20 protein-coding genes are annotated in these 23,075 nt (G+C 66.9%); 8 read left to right on the top strand and 12 right to left on the bottom strand.

Annotated features, from left to right (window positions below):
• Positions 1 to 13: 13 nt before the first annotated feature.
• Complete coding sequence (locus tag K7711_RS12210; protein ID WP_222968662.1) at positions 14 to 724, bottom strand: PEP-utilizing enzyme; 711 nt, start codon at positions 722 to 724, stop codon at positions 14 to 16.
• A gap of 191 nt (positions 725 to 915) precedes the next feature.
• On the opposite strand from K7711_RS12210, the gene K7711_RS12205 reads away from it, so the two are divergent.
• The 5 genes from K7711_RS12205 to K7711_RS12185 all read left to right on the top strand — a co-directional run bounded on the left by K7711_RS12205 (position 916) and on the right by K7711_RS12185 (position 6,324).
• Entirely contained in the window at positions 916 to 1,695 is a 780-nt protein-coding gene (locus K7711_RS12205) for a helix-turn-helix transcriptional regulator (protein ID WP_222968660.1), read from the top strand.
• Between the two features lie 117 nt (positions 1,696 to 1,812).
• A complete protein-coding gene (locus K7711_RS12200; RefSeq protein ID WP_222968658.1) occupies positions 1,813 to 2,187 on the top strand; it encodes a PEP-utilizing enzyme in 375 nt (124 codons plus the stop codon).
• The gene (locus tag K7711_RS12195; RefSeq protein WP_222968656.1) at positions 2,184 to 3,383 is read left to right on the top strand and encodes a hypothetical protein; all 1,200 of its coding nucleotides are present in this window, start codon (positions 2,184 to 2,186) and stop codon (positions 3,381 to 3,383) included. Before K7711_RS12200 ends, K7711_RS12195 begins: the two co-directional genes overlap by 4 nt.
• Positions 3,380 to 5,107, top strand: a complete 1,728-nt coding sequence (locus tag K7711_RS12190) for a PEP-utilizing enzyme (protein ID WP_222968654.1) — start codon at positions 3,380 to 3,382, stop codon at positions 5,105 to 5,107. Before K7711_RS12195 ends, K7711_RS12190 begins: the two co-directional genes overlap by 4 nt.
• A gap of 68 nt (positions 5,108 to 5,175) precedes the next feature.
• A complete protein-coding gene (locus tag K7711_RS12185; RefSeq protein WP_222968652.1) occupies positions 5,176 to 6,324 on the top strand; it encodes an Rv3169 family protein in 1,149 nt (382 codons plus the stop codon).
• A 72-nt stretch (positions 6,325 to 6,396) separates the two neighbouring features.
• Here the strand turns inward: K7711_RS12185 and K7711_RS12180 are convergent, their stop codons facing one another.
• From K7711_RS12180 to K7711_RS12165, 4 genes are read right to left on the bottom strand one after another with little or no spacing between them, the layout of a single operon-like run.
• Positions 6,397 to 7,965, bottom strand: a complete 1,569-nt coding sequence (locus tag K7711_RS12180) for a fatty acyl-CoA synthetase (protein WP_222968650.1) — start codon at positions 7,963 to 7,965, stop codon at positions 6,397 to 6,399.
• A 16-nt stretch (positions 7,966 to 7,981) separates the two neighbouring features.
• A complete protein-coding gene (locus tag K7711_RS12175) occupies positions 7,982 to 8,482 on the bottom strand; it encodes a flavin reductase family protein (protein WP_235747019.1) in 501 nt (166 codons plus the stop codon).
• A 40-nt stretch (positions 8,483 to 8,522) separates the two neighbouring features.
• Positions 8,523 to 9,134: a 3,4-dihydroxy-2-butanone-4-phosphate synthase gene (locus K7711_RS12170; RefSeq protein WP_222968648.1), complete on the bottom strand. Its 612-nt coding sequence runs from the start codon at positions 9,132 to 9,134 to the stop codon at positions 8,523 to 8,525.
• 13 nt (positions 9,135 to 9,147) lie between these two features.
• A complete protein-coding gene (locus K7711_RS12165) occupies positions 9,148 to 9,543 on the bottom strand; it encodes a nuclear transport factor 2-like protein (protein WP_222968646.1) in 396 nt (131 codons plus the stop codon).
• 267 nt (positions 9,544 to 9,810) lie between these two features.
• Between K7711_RS12165 and K7711_RS12160 the strand changes: the two genes are divergently transcribed.
• On the top strand, positions 9,811 to 12,450 hold the full coding sequence (locus tag K7711_RS12160) for an ATP-binding protein (protein WP_222968644.1): 2,640 nt from the start codon (positions 9,811 to 9,813) through the stop codon (positions 12,448 to 12,450).
• 60 nt (positions 12,451 to 12,510) lie between these two features.
• Here K7711_RS12160 and K7711_RS12155 read toward each other — a convergent pair whose 3' ends face one another.
• Both K7711_RS12155 and K7711_RS12150 read right to left on the bottom strand, forming a co-directional pair.
• Complete coding sequence (locus K7711_RS12155; RefSeq protein ID WP_222968642.1) at positions 12,511 to 13,347, bottom strand: mycofactocin-coupled SDR family oxidoreductase; 837 nt, start codon at positions 13,345 to 13,347, stop codon at positions 12,511 to 12,513.
• Positions 13,348 to 13,399: 52 nt separating this feature from the next.
• Positions 13,400 to 14,593: an acyl-CoA dehydrogenase family protein gene (locus tag K7711_RS12150; RefSeq protein WP_222968640.1), complete on the bottom strand. Its 1,194-nt coding sequence runs from the start codon at positions 14,591 to 14,593 to the stop codon at positions 13,400 to 13,402.
• A gap of 193 nt (positions 14,594 to 14,786) precedes the next feature.
• On the opposite strand from K7711_RS12150, the gene K7711_RS12145 reads away from it, so the two are divergent.
• Both K7711_RS12145 and K7711_RS12140 read left to right on the top strand, forming a co-directional pair.
• Positions 14,787 to 15,035: a hypothetical protein gene (locus tag K7711_RS12145; RefSeq protein ID WP_222968638.1), complete on the top strand. Its 249-nt coding sequence runs from the start codon at positions 14,787 to 14,789 to the stop codon at positions 15,033 to 15,035.
• A gap of 141 nt (positions 15,036 to 15,176) precedes the next feature.
• The gene (locus K7711_RS12140; protein ID WP_222968636.1) at positions 15,177 to 16,703 is read left to right on the top strand and encodes an acyl-CoA synthetase; all 1,527 of its coding nucleotides are present in this window, start codon (positions 15,177 to 15,179) and stop codon (positions 16,701 to 16,703) included.
• A 38-nt stretch (positions 16,704 to 16,741) separates the two neighbouring features.
• On the opposite strand, the gene K7711_RS12135 is transcribed toward K7711_RS12140, so the two are convergent.
• The 5 genes from K7711_RS12135 to K7711_RS12115 all read right to left on the bottom strand — a co-directional run bounded on the left by K7711_RS12135 (position 16,742) and on the right by K7711_RS12115 (position 23,063).
• Complete coding sequence (locus tag K7711_RS12135) at positions 16,742 to 17,962, bottom strand: cytochrome P450 (protein ID WP_222968634.1); 1,221 nt, start codon at positions 17,960 to 17,962, stop codon at positions 16,742 to 16,744.
• A gap of 97 nt (positions 17,963 to 18,059) precedes the next feature.
• Positions 18,060 to 18,683, bottom strand: coding sequence for a TetR/AcrR family transcriptional regulator (locus K7711_RS48900; protein ID WP_222968632.1), 624 nt, complete (start codon positions 18,681 to 18,683; stop codon positions 18,060 to 18,062).
• Positions 18,684 to 18,756: 73 nt separating this feature from the next.
• Complete coding sequence (locus K7711_RS12125) at positions 18,757 to 20,910, bottom strand: acyl-CoA dehydrogenase family protein (RefSeq protein WP_222968630.1); 2,154 nt, start codon at positions 20,908 to 20,910, stop codon at positions 18,757 to 18,759.
• Between the two features lie 177 nt (positions 20,911 to 21,087).
• Positions 21,088 to 22,005, bottom strand: coding sequence for a universal stress protein (locus K7711_RS12120; RefSeq protein WP_222968628.1), 918 nt, complete (start codon positions 22,003 to 22,005; stop codon positions 21,088 to 21,090).
• Between the two features lie 113 nt (positions 22,006 to 22,118).
• Positions 22,119 to 23,063, bottom strand: coding sequence for an endonuclease/exonuclease/phosphatase family protein (locus K7711_RS12115; RefSeq protein WP_222968626.1), 945 nt, complete (start codon positions 23,061 to 23,063; stop codon positions 22,119 to 22,121).
• Positions 23,064 to 23,075 lie beyond the last annotated feature (12 nt).

Here is a 23,075-nt window from a genome sequence, read left to right as displayed (position 1 = left end):
ATGTGTCCTCAGCTCAGCTCTGCAGTTTCCAGATTCGGGCGTGACCGGTATCGCCGGTCTCGTAGGCGTCGGCCGCCGGGGGCGCCGCGGTGGTCTCCAGTTCGACTCGATCGCCGTCGGCGAGACCGTCGATCCGGCAGTTCATCAGCGTCGGCACGCCGTATTCGCGAGCAAGAATGCCCAGGTGGGAACGGACGGTGCCGCCGAGGCAGATCACGCCGTGAAATCCCTCCAGGATCGGCGCGGTCAGCGTGCCGCCGGAATCGTCGATCACGGCGATCACGTTGTCGGGCACGCCCTCGGTGAGCAGTTCCATCACGTGCTCGACGCGCGAGATGCGCAGAACCGTGCCGGTCGTGTTCTCGGCGGTGCTCAGCACGTTGTCGCCGCGGCCGCTCAACGCCTCATCGCTACCGCCCTCGCCCGCGACGAAGTTCTTGGTGGCGGCCTCGGGGCGTCGGTACTTGTCCGGCTCGGCGTCCAGCGACGCGGTCGCGGAGAACTCGAAGCGGTAGCCGCTGTCGAGTACGGCCTGCTCGATCGACGTCGCGTCCTGCGCGTCGAAGAGTTCGCTGGAGCGCTCGAATACGTCCTCGGCCCAACGAATGCCGAGTTCAGCGGACCGCCGCGCGACCAATTCTCGGATTGCCGAGTTGTATCGGTTCGGCAGGGGTAGGGTCTCGGCCACCCCCCATTTGGCGACGATGGACGACGACTCCGCCATTGCTGCACTCCTTCTGTCGACTACACCGGATCGACACCGCCACACGGCCCCTCGGAGGAAGGTTTTTCCCGAATCACGAGGTCGTGGTGGCATCCGCACCGGCTGGTGAGGTAAAACCTAGGAGCCGGGTTTGCTGTGACGTAGTCCACATTGGGGGACACTTTGGCCAGGCCCGTCACGAGGAGTGCGAGATGACAACCACGAGGCATTGGGAGCCCGCCGCGATCCTGGACGCGAGGGACTACCGTCGCGCGTTCGACATCATCTCCGGATGCCACGACGCATCCACGCTCCCGGAATTTCGTGAGGGCCTGGTGGAGTCGCTGCGACGGCACCTGGATCTGACGAACGTGTCGTTCTTCTCGGGAGCCACGTTCAACATGGTCTTCGAGGACACCTCGCCGCTGACCGAGGGCGCGACGATGAAGATGCTGCCCGAGTACCAGGACCGTTGGGCCGCCCACGACGTGTTCGGTTGTCCGGCCGCGGCAAGGCAATTGCTGAACACGTCGGTGGCCTCACTCGACGAACTGCTCACCGAAGGACGGCTGCCCGCGTCGTCACTCGCTTACGTCCACCATTTCCTGCACGGCCGCTGGCAGATGGGCTCCGCGGCCGCGATGCGACTTCCCCTGGACGGCGGCCGAACCGCGCTGATCGGCTTGTTCTCCCGGGTGCCGACCGAGCTGGGGCCGCACGAGATCGGCCTGCTCCGCCTGGTCGGGCAACAGCTCGCACCGGTCACCAAGCGGCTTCCGATCGGTCCGGAAGTGCAGGCGATCGCTCGATTGACGGGCCGTCAGCGTGAGGTCGTCAGACTCGTCGCCGACGGGCAGAGCAATGCGCGGATCGCCGAGATCCTGTGCATCGCAGAGGATTCGGTGAAGAAGTACGTCACCAGAATCCTCCAGCAGACGGGATGTCAATCGCGACTCGAGCTCGCCCTGATGGCGCGCGGCGCGGGCATCTGAACAGGCGGCGCACCCCGCTGCGAACGCGATCTGTCCCCCTAAGAGGACTGCCCCAAGTTGTGATCCAGTTCATATTCTGCGAACGGCCTCATAGCCCGCGGAAAGGATCCACAGCTCATGACAAGTTCGGCTGCCCACGCTGGGACCGGCGTGAATCTCTTTGCTACAGAAGATATTTCCGGCATCGCACGCTGGTTCGAAGATACCTCGGACGTGCTGTCCATCGATGACGACGACCTCGAGGACACCATCGCGTTCGTACACAAGGGCGGGATGACGTTTCTGTCCCCCATCCTGCCCGACCTCAAGGCGATCGTGTGCACCGCCGGGAGCCGCGAATCGCATCTGGCGATCCTCTCGCGCGAATCCGCGGTGCCGTGCGTCCTGGCCGCCACCATCGAGGTGGACATCCCCGATGGCGCACAGGTACGTCTCGGTCTGTCCGATCCGGAGAAGGCCACCATCGATATCGCGGGATCGGTGACCGAATGAGCAGCAGCATCGAATCCGCACTGAACCCGCGCGTGCTCACCGATCCGGATTACGAACCGACGCTGGCGGAATGGAATCAGCTCGTGCTCGAGGGCGGCCGGGCCTACAAGTCCGAACTCGTCCGGCGCACGGTGTTCGAATCCGAACTGTTCGGTATGAACACCTACATCATCATGTCGATGATGGAGGACTATCTGAAAGTCCCCGAGCGCCTTCGGATCATCACCCGGCACGCGTCGCCGGAGCAGTTGGTCCGCAGTGGACTGCCGATCGGCTCCAAGCGCAGCTTCATCAATCTCGCCGCGATGCCCCTGCACTACCTGACCGGGCGCGAACTCTACGTCGATCTCGGTGCGAACAGCCTCGAACAGGGTCTGGAAGACCAGCTCACCGTGCTGCGATTCTGGCGGCGCGCGACGATCGCCATGCGCACCGACGGCGTGCTCTACAACATGGATGCCCGGCCGACGAACAGCTCGCATGTGGCGACCGACGCGCTGATCGACCAGGTCCGCGCCCAGTTGGAGCCGAACGACGCCACGACCACCGCGAACATCCGCAAATTCGCCGCGCGCCTGACCGCGTACGCGTTCCTGGAGAACTGCGACGCGCGAACCGCGGTGTGCGACACCGGGCCCTACGACCTCGGCGACGGCACCTTCCTGGCGCTTCGCGAGCTGTGCTGCGACGGCGACGGGGATTTCCCCTGGCTCGACGGGATCCGCGAGACGCTGCCCGAACACCACTTCGTGATCGCGTACCGGCTGCCCGACAGCGTCGATATGGACAACAACGTCTGGGGCACCGCGTGGTTCACACCCAGCGACTATCTCGGCCACGTGCTCGAGGCACGGGTCTTCGCGTCCAAGGGCGGCGAGCTGCGGGCTCTGTCGCAGCAGGAGGTCACCGATATGACCGGCCACATCCGCAAGGCGCATCGCGCGTTGTACGCACGCCTGGCGGAAACCGATCCGCAGGAACGCAACCTCTACGCGACCCAGATGTACAGCTGGAAGTTGAAGGCGTGGGCGCGAATTGCCGGATGTTACGACGAGATCGACTGGTCGATCAGTCCGTCGATCGTCTCGTCCTATCAGCGGTTCGGTGATCCCGAGGTCGCTCTCGGACTGATCGGCGGGGTTTTCGTGCCCGCCGATCGCGAAGGGTGTTTCCGGCCGATCGGAGGTTCGGCGTGACCACATCGGAACTGGGCCGCCACACCGGCGTGAGCGCCTATCATTTCGGCATCGCCCGCGGTCGAATTCGCGTATTCCACGCGCCCGAGGACGTGATCGACGTCTTCGGCGATGATCTCGACGATGTCATCGCGCTCGTGGAATCCGGTGGCACCACCTTTCTTTCGCCAATCCTGGGACGGCTCGGCGGCATCGTGTGCACCAACGGAACCACTCGATCACACCTGGCCATCGTCTCGCGCGAATACGAGGTGCCGTGTCTGCTGGGCGTGGACCTCGACGGCTGGCAGCCGCAGGACGGCACACCGGTCGTGCTCGGATCCGCGCCGTCGGGCGGCGGCTGGCTCGGCTCGGGGGACGATGCGACCGCCCCGGCACCGGCCGCGCCCGAGCAGCAGACCTCTCCCGCTGTCCCGGAGCCCGGCACGGGCGAGATCTCGCCGGTGCGCCGATTCACCTCCGCCACATCGGGATCCGCTGTCACGGACTGGTGGGACTACGTCAAAACGACCGGTGACGAGATCGGGTGCAAACCGTTTCCGTCCTCGGTCGGTGCGGAGACCGTGGCCGAGCTGTGCGCGCAGCCGCTGTCCGACGAGCAGCTCGAGGCGTTGATCCTGCACATGGGCCGGTCGTTCAAACCGGAGATGACCCGCAGGTCGGGCTTCACCTCGGAGATCTTCCCGATGATGCCGTACATGGCGATGTCGGTGATCGAGGACTTCCACAGCTACCCCGCCCGGATTCGCGCGATCGATACGGCGATGCCCGCGCAGGAGATCGGCGCACGGCTGCGACAGGACGCCGGACTCGTCAGCCCGCTGTGGATCTGGATGGCCGGATATCACTACCTGTGTGGTCGCGAATTGCTGATCCACATGGGAAAATTGGGGCCAAGCGATGATCTGGACGACGTTCGCACCGTGGTCGACTTCTGGCGACGCCTCACCCTCGGCCACCGCGGCGACGGAACACTCGACTACAAGGATGCCGGGTTCACCAACCGGTACCTGCCCGACGAGATAGTCGCCGATCTGCGCGAAACGTGCCGGAAATTGGACGATTCGGCGAGCAAGGAGCTCAAACAGCTCAATGCCGCCCTGTCCGCGTACTGCTTCATGTACTTCACCGATTCGCGAGTGGGCATCTGCGACAACGGTCCCTATGTCGACGAGGACGGCAACGCCACGCTGGTGCGGGACTTCCTGAGCCTGGATTCGGGTCCGTTCGACTACCCGTGGGCGCAGCTGTGCGACCCCGGCGTGTCCGGGGTGACCATCACCATGAAGTACCCGGCGAACGCCTTCCGCTACTTCGAGATCAACGACTGGGGAACCACTTTCACCGAGCCCGAACATTTCCTGTCGGCCGTCACGAGTGCCTCGGTCATCGCCCGCTACGCGGACGGTTCCAGCACCGTGCCGCCGGCCGAGCAGTGGCCCGAGCTGGCCAAGCGAGTCGGCGCCGAACATCTGAAGCTGTATCGGACGTTCAGCGAACTCGGCCGTGAAGACCGCATTCTCGCGGCCACCCGGATGTACACCTGGGGTCTGCGGCCGTTCGCCCGCGTGGCCGGAGTCCAGGACGAGATCGATTGGTCGTTCGCGGATCGCACCATGGCGCTGTTCCCGGAACCGCTCGGCGACGACGACCAGGCCGCGGCCATCTTCGGCGGCGCGCTCGTCGCACACGACCGCCCGAGCGCGTTCACCGGCCTGCGCTGAACAACTCGCACCACCACAACCACGACGGCCGACGGTAGCGATTCCGTCGGCCCGGAAAGGCACCCATCATGCGCCAGCCCATGCAGTTGATCACGCCCGCCGACGAATACCTCATCCATCAGACCGCCGACACCTTCGCCACGGTCTCCCACGCGGACATCTCCTGGACCGAGAAGGTGTGGTGCTCGCTGTTCGCGCGGGACGGATCACTCCAGATCGATTTCGGTCTCGGCAAATACCACAACCGCAACGTCATCGACGGCTTCGCCGGAATATCGCGCGGAGTCGAGCAGATCACCGTCCGCGCGAGTACCGAATTGGACCTCGCCCCCGAACGCACCGGGGTGGGTCCGATCGGTTACGAGATCATCGAGCCGATGCGCCGGGTACGGTGCACGCTGGCCGAGAACGACGTGCAGCCACTGAGTTTCGATGTCACCCTGACCGCGATCCTGCCGCCGTTCCTCGAGCGCAAGGATGCCCAGCGCGGCTCGGACGGCTTCCGCATCGCCTCGGATCTGCGGCGCTTCCACCAGATCTGCACGGTCGCGGGTTGGGTCGACATCGACGGTGTCCGAACGGAAATCACCGACGAGACCTGGCTCGGCTACCGGGACAGGTCGTGGGGCGTGCGCATGGACGTCGGCGAACCCGCACCGGATGTGAAGGCGCCGAACCGGATGGAACAGGACTTCATCCTGACGTGGAGCCCGATGTACTTCCAGCCCAAGGACGGCAGCGACCCCTACGAGATCCACCACTACCTGCAGTGGGTGGACGGGGAGGTGCACTACTTCTCCGGGTTCGTCAACTACGCCGACGGACACCAGGAGCCGTTGCACGGCGCGGTCGACGACCTGAAATACGACCCCGCGACCAGGCGCCTGCTCGGCGGCACCATGACCTTCGACGCGGGCTGGGGCAAGACCCGCACCGTGGAGATCGCCCCGGCGGCCGATACCGGTTTCCACCTCGGCACCGCGCACTATTTCGGGTTCAAGGGCGAGCGGCACGGACAGTGGCACGGGGTCGACCACACCTCGGGTGAGCGGTACGCGGATATGACCAGTCGCGAAACGATCATGGAAGCACACCAGTTGCGCGACTGCGTCATTCGCACTCAGGAGGGCGACGCGACGGGCTTCGGCATCTTCGAGTCGGTCGTCCTGGGCGATCACCCCCGCTACGGCCTGAGCGGCTCGGACTCCTTCTTGTGAGTCCGCTGAACCCTCGGGGCCCGGCGGCGAGATCCATCGCCGCCGGGCCCCGGGTTCGCCCGCCCCGTCGCGTTACTCGGCCGAATGATCTTCCCGCAGAATACGTTTGAGCACTTTTCCGCTGGGGTTCTTCGGGAGCTCCGCGACGAATCTGATCGACTTGGGCACCTTGTACGGTGCGAGACGGCTCCGGCAGTGCTCGGTGATGTCCTGCGTCGTCAGTGCGGCGTCGTCGGCGAGCACGACCGTCGCGGCCACCGCCTCGATCCACCGGCTGTCGGGAATCCCGTAGACGGCCGCTTCGCAGACCTGCGGGATTTCGTAGAGGACTTCCTCCACTTCGCGGCTGGCCACGTTCTCGCCGCCGGATTTGACCATGTCCTTCTTGCGGTCGACCACCCACAGGTAGCCGTCGCGGTCGAAATAGCCGAGGTCACCCGAATGGAACCAGCCGTCCGCGAATGCCTCCCGGGTCTTCTCCGGCAGGTTGTAGTAACCGAGCGTCACCTGTGGGCTCCGGTGCACGATCTCCCCCACTTCGCCGACACCCGCCGGCTTGCCCGCATCGTCGAGGATCAGCGTCGAGACGTTCAGCGCGGCACGTCCGGCCGAACCGCCGCGCGATTCCTGGTCGTCGGGCGGAAGTACCGTCGCGAGCGAGCCCATTTCGGTCTGGCCGTAGAAGTTCCACAGCTGTAGACCCGGAAGTGCTTCTCGCAGTTCGTTCAGGACTTCCCTGGGCAAGGCGGAAGCGCCGTAGTAGCCCTTGCGCAACGTCATCGGAGCCCGGTCGCCCGAAACCAGTTCGCGCAGAAGCGATATCCACACCGTGGGCGGGCAGAACAGATTCGTGACACCGTGCTGTTCGATCGCGTCGAGAATGGCGACCGGGTCCGGACGATCGAGGATGACGCTGGTCGCACCGAGATACAGATCCGGGATCAGAAAGTTGTCGAGTTGCGCGCAGTGATAGAACGGCAGTGCGTGAACCTCGATGTCACTGTCCTGTTTCCCGCCGGAGACGATGCAGCTCAGGTACTGCCACATCAGCGTCCGGCTGGAGTGCATGACACCTTTCGGGCGGGATTCGGTGCCCGAGGTGTACATGATTCTGATCAGTGCGTCGTCGTCGACCTGGATGTCCGGCGCGGCGGAAGCGACGTTCGCCAGTGCCGCGTCCAGGTCCGGCCAGTCCGCGGCACGCGATTCGCCCACGGATATGCCGAATCGGACCGGAATGCCAACGGCCGCTTTCTCGATCGCCTCGTCGACGACCGGGCACAGCGCGTCCTCGGCGACGAAGCCCGAGGGTCGGCAGTCGTCGATGAGATAGCCGACCTCCCCGGAGGTCAGCATGAAGTTGATCGGAACTGCCACGACGCCGATGCGCGCCGCACCGAAGACGACGATCGGGAACTGCCGGCAATTGTGCGACATGATCGCGAGACGGTCACCGGGACGCAGCCCGTGCTCCCAGAAACAGGCCGCAGCGGAATCCACCAGACGATCGAACTCCGCGAAGGTAATTCGCGTATCCCGGTGCACGAGGGCGATCTTGTCCGGTGAACGCAGCGCGCCGCGCCGCGGTATGTCGCCGAGTGACTGCGAGCGGGCCTGCGGAATCATCGAATTGTCGGCCATCGAAAGTTCCACGGACTCACGCGATGTCACTGGGCACGTGAGTGCCGAACCGGCGACGATGATAGGTCAGCGGGTCAGCCCCCGGCGAGGTGTCCACTTCCAGGACCTGCCCGACGATTATCTCGTGGTCCCCGCCGTCGACGAATTCGAGTGCCGTACACGCGACCCAGATCGCGGTACCGGCCAAGCGCGGCAGCCCCGCCGATTCCCGCCAGTCGATGCCGTCGAATTTCGCGGCGCCCTTTCCGGCCAACTGGCGCGCCATTGCATGCTGGTGCGAGGACAGGACATTGACCCCGAAGCTGTTCGTCTCCGCGATGTATCCGAGGCAGTCCGAGCTCTTGGCCAGGGCTACGGAAATCAGACAGGGCTGCATGGACAGTGACATGACAGCGCTCACGGTGGTGCCGTGCGGTCGTTCACCGGCCATGACGGACACCACGGTCACCGGCGCAGCCAAATGCGCCATCGCGTCACGGAATCCGGACTCCAGCGATACCTGAGTCAGATTGGTCATTCGTAGCTCTTTCGTACAGATAGTCGGACCGGGGAGCGCACTACCGGACTCGGCCGTCGGCCGCCGACTCGGCAGCCCGCACCACGTCGGAATAATTGAAGGAGGGAGTACCCGACAACGCAGTGTCGTCGACCACCGCGCAAAAAGCCATCGATGTGCCTGCGCGCCCACACAATTCGGCGGTCGCCGCGAGTATCGAGGGACGGTTCGACGGGCGATGCTCGGCCAGCACCGGAATCACGTGCCCCGGCCGCCGCAACGCGCCCGGCGTCGCGAACGGATCGGCAAGCACACGCAGAGTAGTGGCCCGGTCGCGAGCCGAGATCCCGGTGGTGATGCCGAAGGTCGAATCGACCGAGACCCGCATCGAACCCACGTACCAGCGGTCGGAATCATCACGCCAACAGGCGGGCGGTAATTCGAGACGGCGGCACGCCCGCTCGTCGACCGTGGCACAGATGAATCCTGATCCGTACCGCACCAGCGAGACAGCGGCCGGCACCGTCACCGAATCCGCCAGCGCGACCATATCGCATCCGGTGCCCATGATGTCATCGACGGCGAGGGCCACATGCCCGGTGCGCAAGGCGGCGACGGCCTGGTCGAGGCGGCCCACGGCGCGCCTGCTCGCCGGTGCGGTCGGAACAGTCATCGTTGCGACCTCGTCAGACCGTGAGTCCGGTTGCGGCCCAGAACCGTTCGAACGAGGACGGCACGATGTCCGCGCCGTGGGTGACCTTCCCGTCGACGAACCGATGGGTCATCACCATCGTGATGTCGAGTTCGTGCTCGCCCAGACGCCGATACGCGCGCACATCGGCCACGACGATCTCGTCGCCGATCACCGACACGTCGGTCACCTCGTTGCGGGACTCGTCGAGCTTGGCCAGGATTCCGAAGGCTTCGAGGAACTCGGCCTTGGTGTAGAGCCGCTGGGTGCCGTCCAGCGTGAAGCCGGCCCAGATCATCTCATCGTCGTACAGGTTGACCAGTGGCACCGGATCGCCCTTGTCCGCAGCGGCGAAAGCGGCCTTCAGCGCCTCGGCGTTCTGGATCGTCATATGTTCTCCTCGGGGTGACGTCTGTGGTCGTCATCACTGTCGCCGACGGCCGACCCCCGTCGTAACCGTCCAACTACGTGATCCGGCGCATCCACCCCACCTCCCCCGACGTCGACGCATCCGCCCAGTTCAGGACGATCTTTCGGCTCGAATACGGATGCGTCGCCGGCCCCCCGGTTCGCTCGGTGACACAACCTGACCCCATCGCTTGCGAACCGACGCCATACATTGGACAGTGATCCACGTCTCAGTAGTTGGTGGAGGATTATGAACGTCGACGAGTGGTCCGAGATCCGCCGGTGTCATGGCGATGGCGAATCGATCAAAGGGATCGCGTTGCGGCTCGGGATGTCGCGCAATACGGTGCGGCGGGCGCTGTCCCTGGACAGCCCGCCCGAGGACCACCGCCGCCGGAGCGGCAGCGTCACCGACGATGTCGAGGCGCAACTGCGCGAGCTGATCGTCGCGGACCCGGAGATCTCGATCGCGGAGCTGTCCCGCCGCGTGCACTGGCAGCGATCGCGAACCCTGCTCGCCCGCAAGGTGAAACAGATCCGCGGCGAACTCGAAGCCGCGCGGCAATCCTCGCATCGGGTGGCCGCGGGCGTCCCCGCTCCGGCCACCACGTTCGTCGGCCGACGGGTCGAGTTGCGCGAATTGCGCCGGCTGCTCGGCGAACACCGGCTCGTCAGCGTCGTCGGTCCCGGCGGCATCGGAAAGACCCGCCTCTCGATCCAGGCAGCGTACGAATTCCGTCGCGCCTTCCCGGACGGCGTGCGATTCGTCGACTTCACCGCCGTGCGGACTCCGGGCATGCTGGCTCAGGTCGTCTGTGACGGATTGGCCCTGGAGAATCGCGACGCACACGACCGGCTTCCCGAGGAGACTCTGGTCGAATACCTGCGCAATCGCCGGATGCTGCTGGTGCTCGACAACTGCGAACACGTCATCGACGCGGCCGCACGATTGGTCACCCGGCTGCTCGAGTCGACATCCGTGCTGCGCGTCGTCACCACCACCCGGGAGTATCTGTCGATACCCGGCGAATACGTCTTCAACCTGTCGCCGTTGCCCACCCGCGGCCAAACCGGCGGCGCGGTAGAGCTTTTCACCGCACGCGCGGCCGCGGTGCTGTCCGGCTTCGAAGTGCGCGACGGCGACATCGCCACGATCGAACGAATCTGTGATCGCCTCGACGGCCTGCCGCTGGCGATCGAACTCGCCTGCGCGCGCCTGACGGTCTTCTCGATCGACGACCTGTCCGAACTGCTGGACCACCGGGTGTCGGTGCTGGCCGTCGGCTCCCGGACACGAAGTCCGCGTCATCGGAGCCTGCACGCCACCATGGACTGGAGCTACGAGCTGTGCACACCGCAGGAGCGGCGGCTGTGGGCACGGCTGTCGGTGTTCACCGACGGTTTCGATCTGTCGATGGCCGTGCAGGTGTGCGCGGACGAGGAGCTGCCGACCGAGGTCATCATCGATTCGATCGCCGCATTGGTGGCCAAATCCGTTGTGCGCCGGGAGGAATGCGATCGGCACGTCCGTTTCCAGATGCTCGAATCGGTGCGTGAGTACGGACAGGACCGGCTGACGCCGCAGGAGCGCAACGAGCTGAACGCGAGACTGCTGCGGTGGTGCGTGAGCGCGATCCGCGCGACGACGTCGGGATGGTACAGCGCGGATCAGGTACGTCACGTGATGGCGATCGACCGCAATCGCGGCAATATTCGCGCCGCCCTCGAGGCGGTCATCTCCGACCCACACGACCACTCGGCGGTGCAGGATGTAGCCGAGGCGCTGGGTTCGGCGATGTTCCTGTGGGCGTGCGGCATCTCGGTGCGAGAGCACCGGATGTGGCTCACCCGAATCATCGATCTACCGGCGGTACGCGTCGCGACGAAAGGCCACCTGCTCGCGGTTCTCGCCTTGGTTCAGGTCCTGCAGGGCGACCGGGAATCGGCGAGGTACTCGCTGCATCGGGCGCGCAGCATCGCCACCGCCGAGAGCGATGACGCACTGACCACGCTGCTCACCCATCTCGACGGCCTGCGCGCGCTGTTCGCCGGTGACTTCGACACCGCGCGGGCGAGTATGGCTCAGGCGGCGTCGGGGTACATCCGGCACGGCTCGCCGGACGACCGGATCGCCATGCTCCGGATCCACCAGGGAATGTTGTTCAGCGCCACCGCCGAGATCGACGAGGCGCGGACGTTGTTCCGGACGGTGCACGAAGATACCGCGGCCGTGGGCGAGCAGTGGTTCCACTCCTATGCCACCTACGGTCTGGGTCTGGTGGCACTGCGTGAAGGAGACTTCGCGCAGGCGCGAGCCTTCGCGCTGTCCGGAATCCGGATCCAGCAGCAGTTCGGCGACGCCGTCGGGACGACGCTGCTCACCGAACTCCTCGGCTGGTCCCTGGCCGAACTCGGCTCCGCGGCCCACGCCGCGGTACTCCTCGGTGCGGCCTCGTCGATGTGGGGCGCGATCGGTCAGCAGCTATACGGCTCGGAAGGGTGGATCGCGCTGCGGGAGAAGGCGATCCACACCGCGCGAACGCACTGCGAGCGCCGGACCTTCGATCGGAACTGGGAGAAGGGCCAGTCGATGTCGATGTCGGATCTGCTCGACTTCGTCTCGGCGGAATCCTCGTCCGAGAGTTCCGCTCGCCCGGACCAGCCCCGCTCCGAGCAACGCCTGCGCACCGCGCACGCCCAGGACGAACTGCTGAGCCCGAGGGAGCGCGAAGTCGCCGAATGGCTGGCCCAGGGCATGACGAACAAGCAGATCGCCGAAAAACTCGTGCTGTCCACCCGAACGGTCGAAGGCCACGTCGAACACGTGCTGCGCAAACTCGGCCTGGAACGTCGAGGTGAACTCACCGCACACGGCATCGACCGGCTGTAGTTGTTTCCGGGCCTCGTCCAACCGAAGGCCCGGAACAACCAGCGGCGCACCGGGTGTCGGCTACACCTTGGACATCGCTCCGGCATCGACCGGCAGCGCGACGCCCGTGACGTAGCGCGACGCATCCGATGCCAGCCAGACGACCGCGTTGGAGATGTCGACCGGCTCCAGCCACGGGATCGGCAGCAGGTTCATCCCCGCCTGGCAGGCATCCCGGAAGTCCTCGTGCGTCGGCTTGTCCAGATCCGGCCGGAAGAGTCGATACATCGCCTCGTGATCGATCATGTCCGTGAGCACCGACGAGGGGTGCACCGAGTTACACCGGATCTTGTGCGGCGCAAGCTCGTTCGCGGCGGTGCGGGCCAGGCCCGTCACCCCGTGCTTGGCCGCGACATAGTGCGCGAAATTGGGGAAACCCTGTAGCCCACCGGTCGAGCTGATCAGGACGATCGACCCGCCTCGGCCCTGCTCGATCAGACGCGGCACGGTGACGCGCATGGTCTTCCACACGCCGGTCAGGTTGATGTCGACCATCTCCTGCCACTGGTCTTCGGTCAACTCGTGCAACGGCGCCGAGGAGAAGATCCCGGCGTTGGCCACGACGGTGTCCAGGCGGCCGAATTCGTCGATGCCCGCGGCGACCGCACGCTCCAGGGCCGAAAGATCGCGCACATCGGCGACTTCGGTGCGCACCCGGCGTCCGGCCTTCTCCACCGCACGCGCCGTCTCGTCCAGGTCCTCGACCGTGGACCCGTGGTACGCGGTGCTGGCGATATCGCCGCAGATGTCGAGCGCGATGATGTCCGCACCCTCCTCCGCGAGCCGGATCGCGTGCGAACGTCCCTGTCCGCGTGCGGCTCCGGTCACCAGGGCGACTTTGCCCTCCAACTGACCCATGATGGATTCCTTTCTGCCCGCCGTCCGAGACGGCGGGTGGGGTTCGAAAATGTCAGCGCTGGTAGGCCGGGACGATGGCGCGAGCGGCCTCGACCAGCGTCATCCGGTCGACCAGCGCGTGCTGGGTAGCGACCGCCGCGTCCCGGACGCACCGGCCCAGGGCGCTGGGGTTGCGCACGGTGGCGCTGCCTGCCCAGCGATGCGCGAAGGTCACCACCTCACCGGCGACCTCCTGTGCCCAGGTGGCCGTCTGCCGCATGCGCGCACGCTGTTCGTCGGTGATCGTCCCGCCCGCCGCGGCGGTCGCCTCCGCGTCGCCGTACGCCTCGTAGACGTAGGCCCGCGCGGCGCGATACAGCGCCTCGTGCCGAGCGAAATCCAGCTGGAACAGCTCGGAATCGCCGACCACCGTGGCATACCCGGGCCGCTGCTTGGCCGCGACGATTCCGGCGATCTCCTGCAGCGCGCGTTCCGCGAGACCCAGCGCGACCGGCGCGTGACCGCCGACGCCGATGCCCAGCAACCCGAGTTCGTAGACCGACTCGGGACGGGTCGGGACTGTCGAGAACGTCTCCATGGTGAACTTGTCCGGAATGAAACGGTCCTCGACCTTGTAGTCGTAGGAACCGGTGCCCACCATGCCCATCACATTCCAGTTGCCGAGGAATTCGACCTCGCCGCGCGGGAGGAAGCCGATCCGGCAGTCGGGTGTGCCGGTCGCGTCGACGATCGGGTTCCCCTCGGCGTCATGCACGACGAATCCCGCGCCGATCCAGGACGCATGCGCCGATCCACTGGCGAACTGGTACTTGCCCGTGACGCGGTAGCCGCCCTCGACGCGGACCGCGGAGCCCGTCGGCATGATCATGCCCGCGGTGATGCCCCGGTCCGGACCCTCGAACATTTCCCGCGCACCGACCTGGTTCATGAATCCCACGGCCACGCCGGTGCTGCACGCGTTGGCCATGAACGCCCAGCCGGTGGAGCCGTCGGCGCGAGAGATCTCCTGGACCACCTTGAACGCGCTCACGATGTCGAGTCCGGCGCCGCCGTACTCCTGCGGAACCAGGATCCAGAACAGGCCCGCCTCGGCGAGCGCACGGAACACGGCATCGGTGATCGTCGCCTGTTCCTCGATCGCGTCGGCCTCGGCTTCGACCAGCTCCGCGACCTTGCGGGCACGTTCGAGATAGACGGCGCCACGATCGGTGGCGGGGGCGTCCGGCTCTGCTGTCGCAATTGTCATGGAAATCCTTTCGATCGCCCCGCTGTGTGCAGGATCACGTCTCCAGGACAGATTGCCGGGCAACAGTTTCCGGCGGCACCGTGACTACTACGTGGTCCACTACGTGGTTCGGCCGAGCGCGGTACGCGCACATCGGTGCGCGGATATTTCGATCATGGTCATGGTGGGGGCGTTCGCGCCCTAGCATGTGAGCGTGAACACACTCATCCCGATCAGCGGGCGCAAGCGGGCACGAGGCATTCGCGGGCGAGGCGACCGGGAGCCCGAGACATGGCAGCGCCGCCAGGATGGCGCACTACTGGAAGCGTTGCACGACAGGCGGATTCGACAGCTGGCCCGGAACCTCGACGGTCTGTCCGAATCGTCGCTGACGATATTGGTCGACTTCACCGACGTGCTGCGCGCGGTCGAGGGCCTGCACACCGAGACCGCCGAGGTGTAGCCGATCCCGCGCTGCCGCGCCGCCAGTCATGCGAGCTGGGTATCGCACCCGGAGCGGGCCCGGGTGGCGTTGCGAGCAGGTAACCTCGCGATCGACGCGACCCGATCGATCGGTCGCTGTCCGGTGAGTTCAGGAGGTCGTATGTACCCGGGTGCCCATGCCGCACAGTTTCCGGAGAAGCCCGCCGTCATCGTCGCGGGCACTACGGAGGTGGTGACCTACCGCGAACTGGAGGAGCAATCCGCGCGCCTGGCGCGCTACCTGCACGCCGCCGGGCTGCGTCGCGGCGACCATATCGCCCTGCTGACCGACAATGACCCCAGGACCTTCGAAGTCTATTGGGCGGCAATGCGAACCGGGCTCTACTTCACGGCCGTCAACAGTCATCTGTCCCCGGCCGAGATCGCGTACATCGTGAACGACTGCGGCGCGAAAGCACTGGTCGTCTCGGCGCATCTGGCGGATGCGGCGGCGAAGATCCTGCCCGACACCCCGGCGGTGACCATCCGCCTGTCCTACCGGGGCCCGGTCGAGGGCTACGACTCCTACGAGGACGCACTCGCGGGCAGCTCTCCCGAACCGCTGGCCGCACAGCCCGCGGGCATGGACATGCTGTACTCCTCGGGGACGACGGGCCGGCCCAAGGGCATCAAACCGCCGCTGCGCGATCACGAGGTCGATCAGCCGACCGATGTCACGCAGGTCTTCGGGCCGATGTACGGCTTCGACACCGAGACCGTCTACCTGTCCCCCGCACCCCTGTATCACGCTGCGCCGCTGCGGTTCTGCGCGACGGTCCAGGCACTCGGCGGCACCGTGGTGATGATGGAGAAGTTCGACGCCCGCGAGGCGCTGGCCGCGATCGAACGCCACCGCGTGACGCACAGCCAGTGGGTGCCGACGATGTTCGTGCGGATGCTCAAACTCGACGACGCCGTGCGCTCGAAGTACGACGTGTCCAGCCTGCGAGTGGCCATACACGCTGCCGCGCCCTGCCCGGTCGAGGTGAAACAGGCCATGATCCAGTGGTGGGGCCCGGTCCTGTACGAGTACTACGCCGCGACCGAAAGTATCGGCGTCACCATGATCGATAGCGAACAGTGGCTGCTCAGACCGGGTTCGGTCGGGAAGGCCGCGCTGGGCGTCATCCACATCTGCGGGGAGGACGGCCGCGATCTCCCCTTCGGCGAGGTCGGCACCATCTACTTCGAACGCGACGAGATGCCCTTCGCCTATCACAACGACCCGGGCAAGACCGCGGAGGCGACGCACCCGCAGCACCCGGCCTGGTCGACCACCGGCGACGTCGGTTACATCGACGACGAGGGATTCCTGTTCCTCACCGACCGCAAGGCGTTCATGATCATCTCCGGCGGGGTGAACATCTACCCGCAGGAGATCGAGGACGCACTCGCGTTGCACCCCAAGGTATTCGACTCGGCGGTGATCGGTATCCCGGATGCCGAGATGGGCGAATCGGTGCAGGCGGTGGTCCAACCGGCGCCCGGCATCACCGCCTCCCCCGAACTCGCCGAGGAACTGCGCACCTTCCTGCGGGACCGGATCGCGCACTACAAGGTGCCCCGCGGTGTCGACTTCGTCGACGAGCTTCCCCGCACCCCCACGGGGAAACTCGTCAAGCGAAAGCTGCAGGATCGCTATCGGTGATCAGGTGGCGGCGCTGGTCGGGACGAGAAGCGCCGCACTCACCACAGCACGGGAACCCGGTCCACACCGCCGGTGACGCGCTGTGACTGGAGTTCGAGCTCGTCCAGACCGGCGGCCAGGCGCAGGCCGGGGAACCGGTGGAACAGCGCGGGGAAGACGATCCGCAGCTCGGTCCGCGCCAGGTTGGCGCCGATGCACACGTGCATGCCGTGCCCGAAGGTCAAGTGGGCGTTGGGCTTTCGATCGGTGCGGAATTCCCACGGATCGGCGTAGACCGACTCGTCGCGGTTGGCGGAGTCGGTGTTGAGCAGCACCAGCTCGCCCGCGGCGATGGTGACCCCGCCGATCTCGACGTCCTCCCGCGCATACCGCAGCAGCCCCGGACCGGCCGAGGGCGCGGCCAACCGCAGAATCTCCTCCACCGTGGGCTGAACCCGCCCGTCCGGATCGGCCGCGAACGCCGCCCGCCGGCTCGCATCGGACAGCAGCCACAGCACGCCGAAACTGATTCGGCCGGAAGTGGTTTCGTGCCCGGCGAACAACAGTCCCGCGGCCAGCTCGGCCACGTCGGTGTCGGTGAAAGTGGGATCTTCCTGCTGCATGGCGACCACGTCGGAGATCACGTCCGGGCCCGGATTCGTACGTTTGGCCGCGGCCAGCCCGGCGGTGTACTCCTCGAGCTCCGCCCGTGCCGCCCACGCGTCCGCGCCGTCGTACATCGCGGTCATCCGCTTGGACAGCTCACCGAACAACCCCCGATCCTCCGGCGGCACCCCGAGCAATTCACTGATCACCAAGGCGGGCAACGGAAATGCCAGCACCTTGTCCAGATCCACCGGCGTGTTCGGATCGGCGTCCCGCAACGCCTGCATATCGTCCAGGCAGCGGGCGGTCAGCTCCTGGATCCGCTCGGTGAGCCGGGCCATCCGCCGCGCGGAGAAGGCGGGCACCAGCATCTTGCGCATGCGCTGGTGATCACGCGTCTCGGTGTTGTAATCCCCTCGAGGCCCACCCGCGATGGCCGCCTGCGATACCTTGGCCGCCGTCTCCGGCGTGGGATGTCGGCGACCGAACCGCGCGTCGCCCAGAATCTGTCTGACCTCGGCGTATCCCATCGCCAGCCAGGCCGGATCCCCCGCCGGACTCAGCACCCGGGTCACCGGCGCCTGCCGGCGCAACTCCGCATACCGCGGCGCGACTTCCAACGCGTTGGGGCGATCGAACGGCAGCTGTGGGGCGGAGTGGACGGTACTGGTCATCGATCTTCCTCACTATCAGCGATTACTCATATCGATCAGTGCACGAACGAGCCCGCGCGGCACCGGAAGTCCGGTCCGCCCCACGGGGGTAGAGGAGTCAGCCGGTCATCGCGACGCCGCCCTGCGGAACACCGGCGCGCAACTGCGCGAGACCGGCCCGGACCACATCGGACAGCTCGGTCGAACCATCGCCCGCGGACCACACCTCCAGCGAGGTGCGCACCGTCACCCCGGCCGCGGCGGCCAGCAGCCGGGTGGGCAGGTCCTGCTCGGGATCGGTGCCCATGCGGTCGGCGACGGCCTGGGTCAACTCCCGCGCGATCCGGTCGATCGAGGTCAGATGAGCGGCCAGGATCGATGGATTATCCCTCCCGGCCCGCAGCAGCATCGCCACGTCGGCGCGGCTGCTGACCATGGTCGCGACCAGGTCGGGCAGTACCGCGGCGAGTGCGTCCCAAGCCGACTCGTGCGTCGGCCGGGCGCGCAACGCGTCGGCCATCGATCCGACGTGCCGCACCGAGGCCTCGACGATGGCCTCTCCCACCGAGAAGAAGTAATTGCGGAAGGTGCGCCCGGAGACGCCGACGATCTCGGCGACGCTCTCCGGGCTCACCGCCTCGAGACCCTGCTCCAGCATCAGCGACCATGCGGCCTGACTCAATGCCGCACGGGTCGCCTGCTTCTTGCGCTCACGCAATCCCGGTGGCCCCTGCGACGTCACGTCTCCATGGTCGAGGAAAATTTCCAATCTCGCAATATTTCCGAACTGGAAATTTTAGATGACGCGTCCCGGGCTATTTCAGCAGCGGGTCACGGGGCAGACCGAGGATGCGCTCACCGATCTGATTGCGCTTGATCTCCGAAGTGCCGCCCGCGATCGACATCGCGCGATGCATGAGCACCATCACGTTCCCCGTCGCCGCGAAACCGTCCATGAACAACCCGTCCTCGCCGAGCAATTCGCTCACGATGGCGGCCGACTCGTGGCCCAGCTCCGACACGATGAGCTTGGCCATCGCCCCTTCGGGACCGGGTCCGGCGCCCGTGACGGCGCGCTCGGCCGCGCGCAGATTGAGCAGGTCGACCGCCTGCTGCTCGGCGATGTACCGGCCGATGCGCACAGCGCCGCCGGTGAGGCGATCGGGGGCGGCATCGAACAGCGGAACCAAGGCGCTGCCCGGAAAACTCAGCACCCCGGAGCCACCGCTGCCGATGCTCACACTCTCGTTGCCGAGCGTGGCGCGCGCGACCGTCCAGCCGCCGCCGACCGGGCCGACGACATCGGCATCGGGCACGAACACATCGGTCAGGAAGACCTCGTTGAATTCCGAATTCCCCGTGGTCATCTTCAGCGGACGCACCTGCACGCCCGGCGCGTGCATATCGATCGCCATCATCGTGATGCCCTGATGTTTGGGCACGTCGGGATCGGTGCGCACGGTGGCGAAACCCATTCCGGCCAGGTGCGCCCCGGAGGTCCACACCTTCTGGCCGTTGACCAGCCAGCCGCCGTCGACCCGGGTCGCGCGGGTCTTGATGCCCGCGGCATCCGAACCCGCCTCCGGCTCACTGAACAGCTGACACCACACCACCTCCTGATCGAGCGCGGGCCGCACCCAGCGCTCGAGCTGATCCGGATTACCGTGCTGGATGATGGTCAGCACATTCCACGCGGTGATGCCGTAGGACGGACGCGTCACCCCGGCCGCGGCGAACTCCTGCTCGATCACCAACTGCTCGATCGCCCCCGCGCCACGGCCGAAGGGTTCGGGCCAGTGCGGCATCACGTAGCCGGACTCGATCAGCTTCGTGCGCTGTTCTTCCGCGGGCAGATCGGCTGTCTCGCGGGCGAATTCACGCACCCGCGCACGCACGGGCTCGGCCTCGGGCGGCAGCTCGAACGCCTTCGCCCGGGAAATGCCACGGCGGGTCAGGTCGACAAGATCGGCGCTCGCGCGGGACGGGGCCACCACGTGATTCAGCGCTGTGGCGCGCCGCATGAACAGGTGCGCGTCGTGCTCCCAGGTGATGGCGATGCCGCCGTGCACCTGGGTCATGTGATTGGCGCAGAAATCGGCTGCGGGAGCGGCGATCACGGCCGCGACCGCCGCGGCGTAGGACAGCTGATCGCCACCGGTGCGGGCCGCGCGCGCGGCATCCCAGACCGCCGAGGCCGCCATCTCGCTGACCACGGCCATATTGGCGCAGTGGTGCTTGACCGCCTGGTACATCGCGATCGGACGGCCGAATTGGATACGGCTCTGGGCGTATTCGGCGGCCAGCCGTGTCGCCTCGGCGGCCACACCCGCCGCCTCCGCCGACAGGATCACGCGTTGCAGGTCCAGGAGCGTGCGCGCCGCACCCGGCACCACGATCGCGGGTGCGCGGTCGAGGGTGACGCGCGCCGAGCGGCGGGTCGGATCGAGATTCTGCGGCGTCGTCACCTGCACGCCGTCACCGAGTTCGACGATCGCGACGTCGTCCCCGGCCGTCAGCACCAGCAATCGCGCCAGCCCGCCGCCGAGCACCACCACCGAACCGCTCAACGCACCGTCGTCGAGGCTCAATCCCGCCGTCGTGGCCACGGCTGCGGTCGTCGAACCGTCGGCCAGGCCGGGCAGCAACTTGCCGCGCGTATCCTGTTCTGCCGCAACGGCGATGAACGCGCTCGCGATCACGGTCGGCACGAACGGACCCGGCGCGATCGCGGTGCCCAGTTCCGCCACGACGAGCACCAACTCCTCGAGCGTGTACCCGGACCCGCCGTACTCCTCGGGCAGGTGCAGACCCAGCCAGCCCAGGCCGGGCACCTCGTCCCAGAACCGCGGCAGCGCCTCGTCCTCGGCCTCCAGCAACGCCCGCCCGGCACCACGCGCCTCCCGCCTGCGCAGGAACTTCGCGGCCGTATCGGCAAGCGCGACATGGTCTTCGGTGATGGCGATCGACATCGAACTGCTCCCTCCCGGGTGCCGACAGCCCTGTCGGCCCCGCGGACCTACCTCCGGTGAACTACCGGTCGGGCCGGCGCCCGACCGATTCCGCGCCGCCCGCGGCGGGCAACCACCGCGGGAGACACCGACCATCATGCCCGTCCGCGGCGATCCGGCCCGTCGTTCCACCCAGAGCTATTCGTCCGCGGTCGCGACCCCCGGCTCTCGCACGACGACGATCGGGCACTCCACCGACTGCACCAGGGCCCGGCTGGTCGATCCGAGCAGCATCCCGGCAAATCCGCCTCGGCCGCGGCTGCCGACGACGACCAACTGCGCGCTGTCGGATTCGGCCAGCAGCGCACGCGCGGGCTGATCGCGGACGACCACGCCGTGCACCGGAACTTCCGGATGACGTTCGCGGTGCACCGCGAGATCTTCCAGGAGCAGCGCGAATTCCTTCTCCCGCACCGGTTCCCACGCCGCGAGGGGAGGTTCGATATCGGTCGAGTCGCTCCAGCACCGCAATGCGGTCAGGCCCACGCCTCGCAGCGCCGCCTCCCGGAAGGCGAGGGCGACGGCCGGCACGTTGTTCACGCTCCCGTCGACACCGACCAGAACCGGTTTGCGCGCGGAGACCGGATCGGTGCCCGCGCTCGAACTCACCACCACGACGGGGCAGTGCGCGTGGTGAATCATGGCCCAGCTCACCGAACCGAGCAGCGCGCGCTGAATCGTGCCCCGGCCGCGGCTGCCGACCACCAGGGCGCGTGCGGTGCGCGAGTGGGTGATCAGCGTGGCGATGATGGGATCGAACGTCACCTCCGAGCGGATCTCGACGGAGTCCGCGGCGGTCACCTCCGACGCGATCCGCACCGCCTCGGCCATGATCTGCGCACCGCTCTCGCGCATCTGCTCGATCGCCTCGGCGGTCAGATACGGCACCGGGCCGTAAGCCCCCTGAAATCCCACCGACGCGACCGCATCCAGTGGGCAATCGTGTAGCGCCGCAGCGGCAGCCGCCCAGGCCACCGCCTGGTAGGACACTGCCGAACCGTCCGTCGCCGTGACGATCGGGGCACGAGTTCCGGTTTGGCGCACTTCCTCCGTCATGAGCTGCTCCCCTTTTCACCGATCGGCTGATGTCCAGGCTTGTCCCGCCCCCAGTGTGGCGTCCGGACCTGGACGGATCCCGATGCCACACCGCACGCCGGTCCGGAATCCGCTCAGCGGTGCAGGGTGATCGCCGCCCAGATGCCGCGGTGGTCGGAGCCTGGGAGGGCAACGGTGTGCACCTCGTCCGGCTCGGCGTCGCGCAGCAGGATGTGGTCGATCGCGATGACCGGCGGATACCAGCGGTCGGCCGCGTAGGTGGGCAGGAAGCCCGATCCGGTCGACACCGCGGCGTCGCGGTAGGGCCCGTCGAACAGCGCGCGGTAGGGACGGTGATCGGCGGTGGCGTTGAAATCCCCGGCCACCACCACCGGTCCGGCGTCGGCCGGGACCTTGGCCAGCAACTGCCGCAACAGTTCCAGCTCCCGCAGCCAATCGGCGGGATCGCGAGGCCACGGCGGCACGGGGTGCACGGCGAATACCAGGACGGACCCGCCGTCGGGCAGATCGACTGCGGCGGAAAGCAGTTCGGTGACGAAGCCGTCGTGCCGACGGGTGTCCGACAGCGGGTAGCGGCTCCAGATTCCGGTGCCGTCACCGACTTCGCCGGTACTGCAGTAGTGATAGGGCAGCAGTTCCGGCAGACGGGAGGCCATGATCCGGTCCAGCCCCTGCGGCGTGACCTCGCAGATCGTCAGAATCTCGATTCCCAGCCGATCGACGGTCGCCGCGATCGAATCCGGATCCGCCTGGCCGATGAGGATATTGGCCTGCATCACGCGCAACGCGGGCCCTGTCGCAGGCGGTCGCCGACGCCACCGTTCCCGGTACAACGGCCATTGCGTGGCCGCGGCTACGCCGAGCACGACCACGCTCACAAGGACTGCGATCCACTCCTGCGCCACCGCGGCCAGCACCGCCGCGGGCGCGGCCGCGGCCATCAGCCATGGCGCAAATGCGCCAGCGACGATCACCGGCTGCCGCCGCGAGTTCACCGAACGCGCGAGGACCCCGGCGAGAGCGACCAGTAGCAGGAGCATCGAGACCGAAATGAGCACGACCTCGATCGT

Origin of the sequence: Nocardia coffeae (assembly GCF_019890715.1) — a bacterium.
GTDB classification, from domain to species: Bacteria; Actinomycetota; Actinomycetes; order Mycobacteriales; family Mycobacteriaceae; genus Nocardia; species Nocardia jiangxiensis.
This window is presented reverse-complemented; position numbering and strand designations above follow the sequence as displayed.

Coding starts and splice junctions, on each gene's coding strand:
- K7711_RS12150 (WP_222968640.1), bottom strand. CDS start 14,593: ATGACAATTGCGACAGCAGAGCCGGACGCCCCCGCCACCGATCGTGGC.
- K7711_RS12165 (WP_222968646.1), bottom strand. CDS start 9,543: ATGACGATCCAGAACGCCGAGGCGCTGAAGGCCGCTTTCGCCGCTGCG.
- K7711_RS12200 (WP_222968658.1), top strand. CDS start 1,813: ATGACAAGTTCGGCTGCCCACGCTGGGACCGGCGTGAATCTCTTTGCT.
- K7711_RS12135 (WP_222968634.1), bottom strand. CDS start 17,962: ATGACCAGTACCGTCCACTCCGCCCCACAGCTGCCGTTCGATCGCCCC.
- K7711_RS12205 (WP_222968660.1), top strand. CDS start 916: ATGACAACCACGAGGCATTGGGAGCCCGCCGCGATCCTGGACGCGAGG.
- K7711_RS12195 (WP_222968656.1), top strand. CDS start 2,184: ATGAGCAGCAGCATCGAATCCGCACTGAACCCGCGCGTGCTCACCGAT.
- K7711_RS12140 (WP_222968636.1), top strand. CDS start 15,177: ATGTACCCGGGTGCCCATGCCGCACAGTTTCCGGAGAAGCCCGCCGTC.
- K7711_RS12155 (WP_222968642.1), bottom strand. CDS start 13,347: ATGGGTCAGTTGGAGGGCAAAGTCGCCCTGGTGACCGGAGCCGCACGC.
- K7711_RS12180 (WP_222968650.1), bottom strand. CDS start 7,965: ATGGCCGACAATTCGATGATTCCGCAGGCCCGCTCGCAGTCACTCGGC.
- K7711_RS12175 (WP_235747019.1), bottom strand. CDS start 8,482: ATGACCAATCTGACTCAGGTATCGCTGGAGTCCGGATTCCGTGACGCG.
- K7711_RS12210 (WP_222968662.1), bottom strand. CDS start 724: ATGGCGGAGTCGTCGTCCATCGTCGCCAAATGGGGGGTGGCCGAGACC.
- K7711_RS12185 (WP_222968652.1), top strand. CDS start 5,176: ATGCGCCAGCCCATGCAGTTGATCACGCCCGCCGACGAATACCTCATC.
- K7711_RS12160 (WP_222968644.1), top strand. CDS start 9,811: ATGAACGTCGACGAGTGGTCCGAGATCCGCCGGTGTCATGGCGATGGC.
- K7711_RS12125 (WP_222968630.1), bottom strand. CDS start 20,910: ATGTCGATCGCCATCACCGAAGACCATGTCGCGCTTGCCGATACGGCC.
- K7711_RS12170 (WP_222968648.1), bottom strand. CDS start 9,134: ATGACTGTTCCGACCGCACCGGCGAGCAGGCGCGCCGTGGGCCGCCTC.
- K7711_RS12120 (WP_222968628.1), bottom strand. CDS start 22,005: ATGACGGAGGAAGTGCGCCAAACCGGAACTCGTGCCCCGATCGTCACG.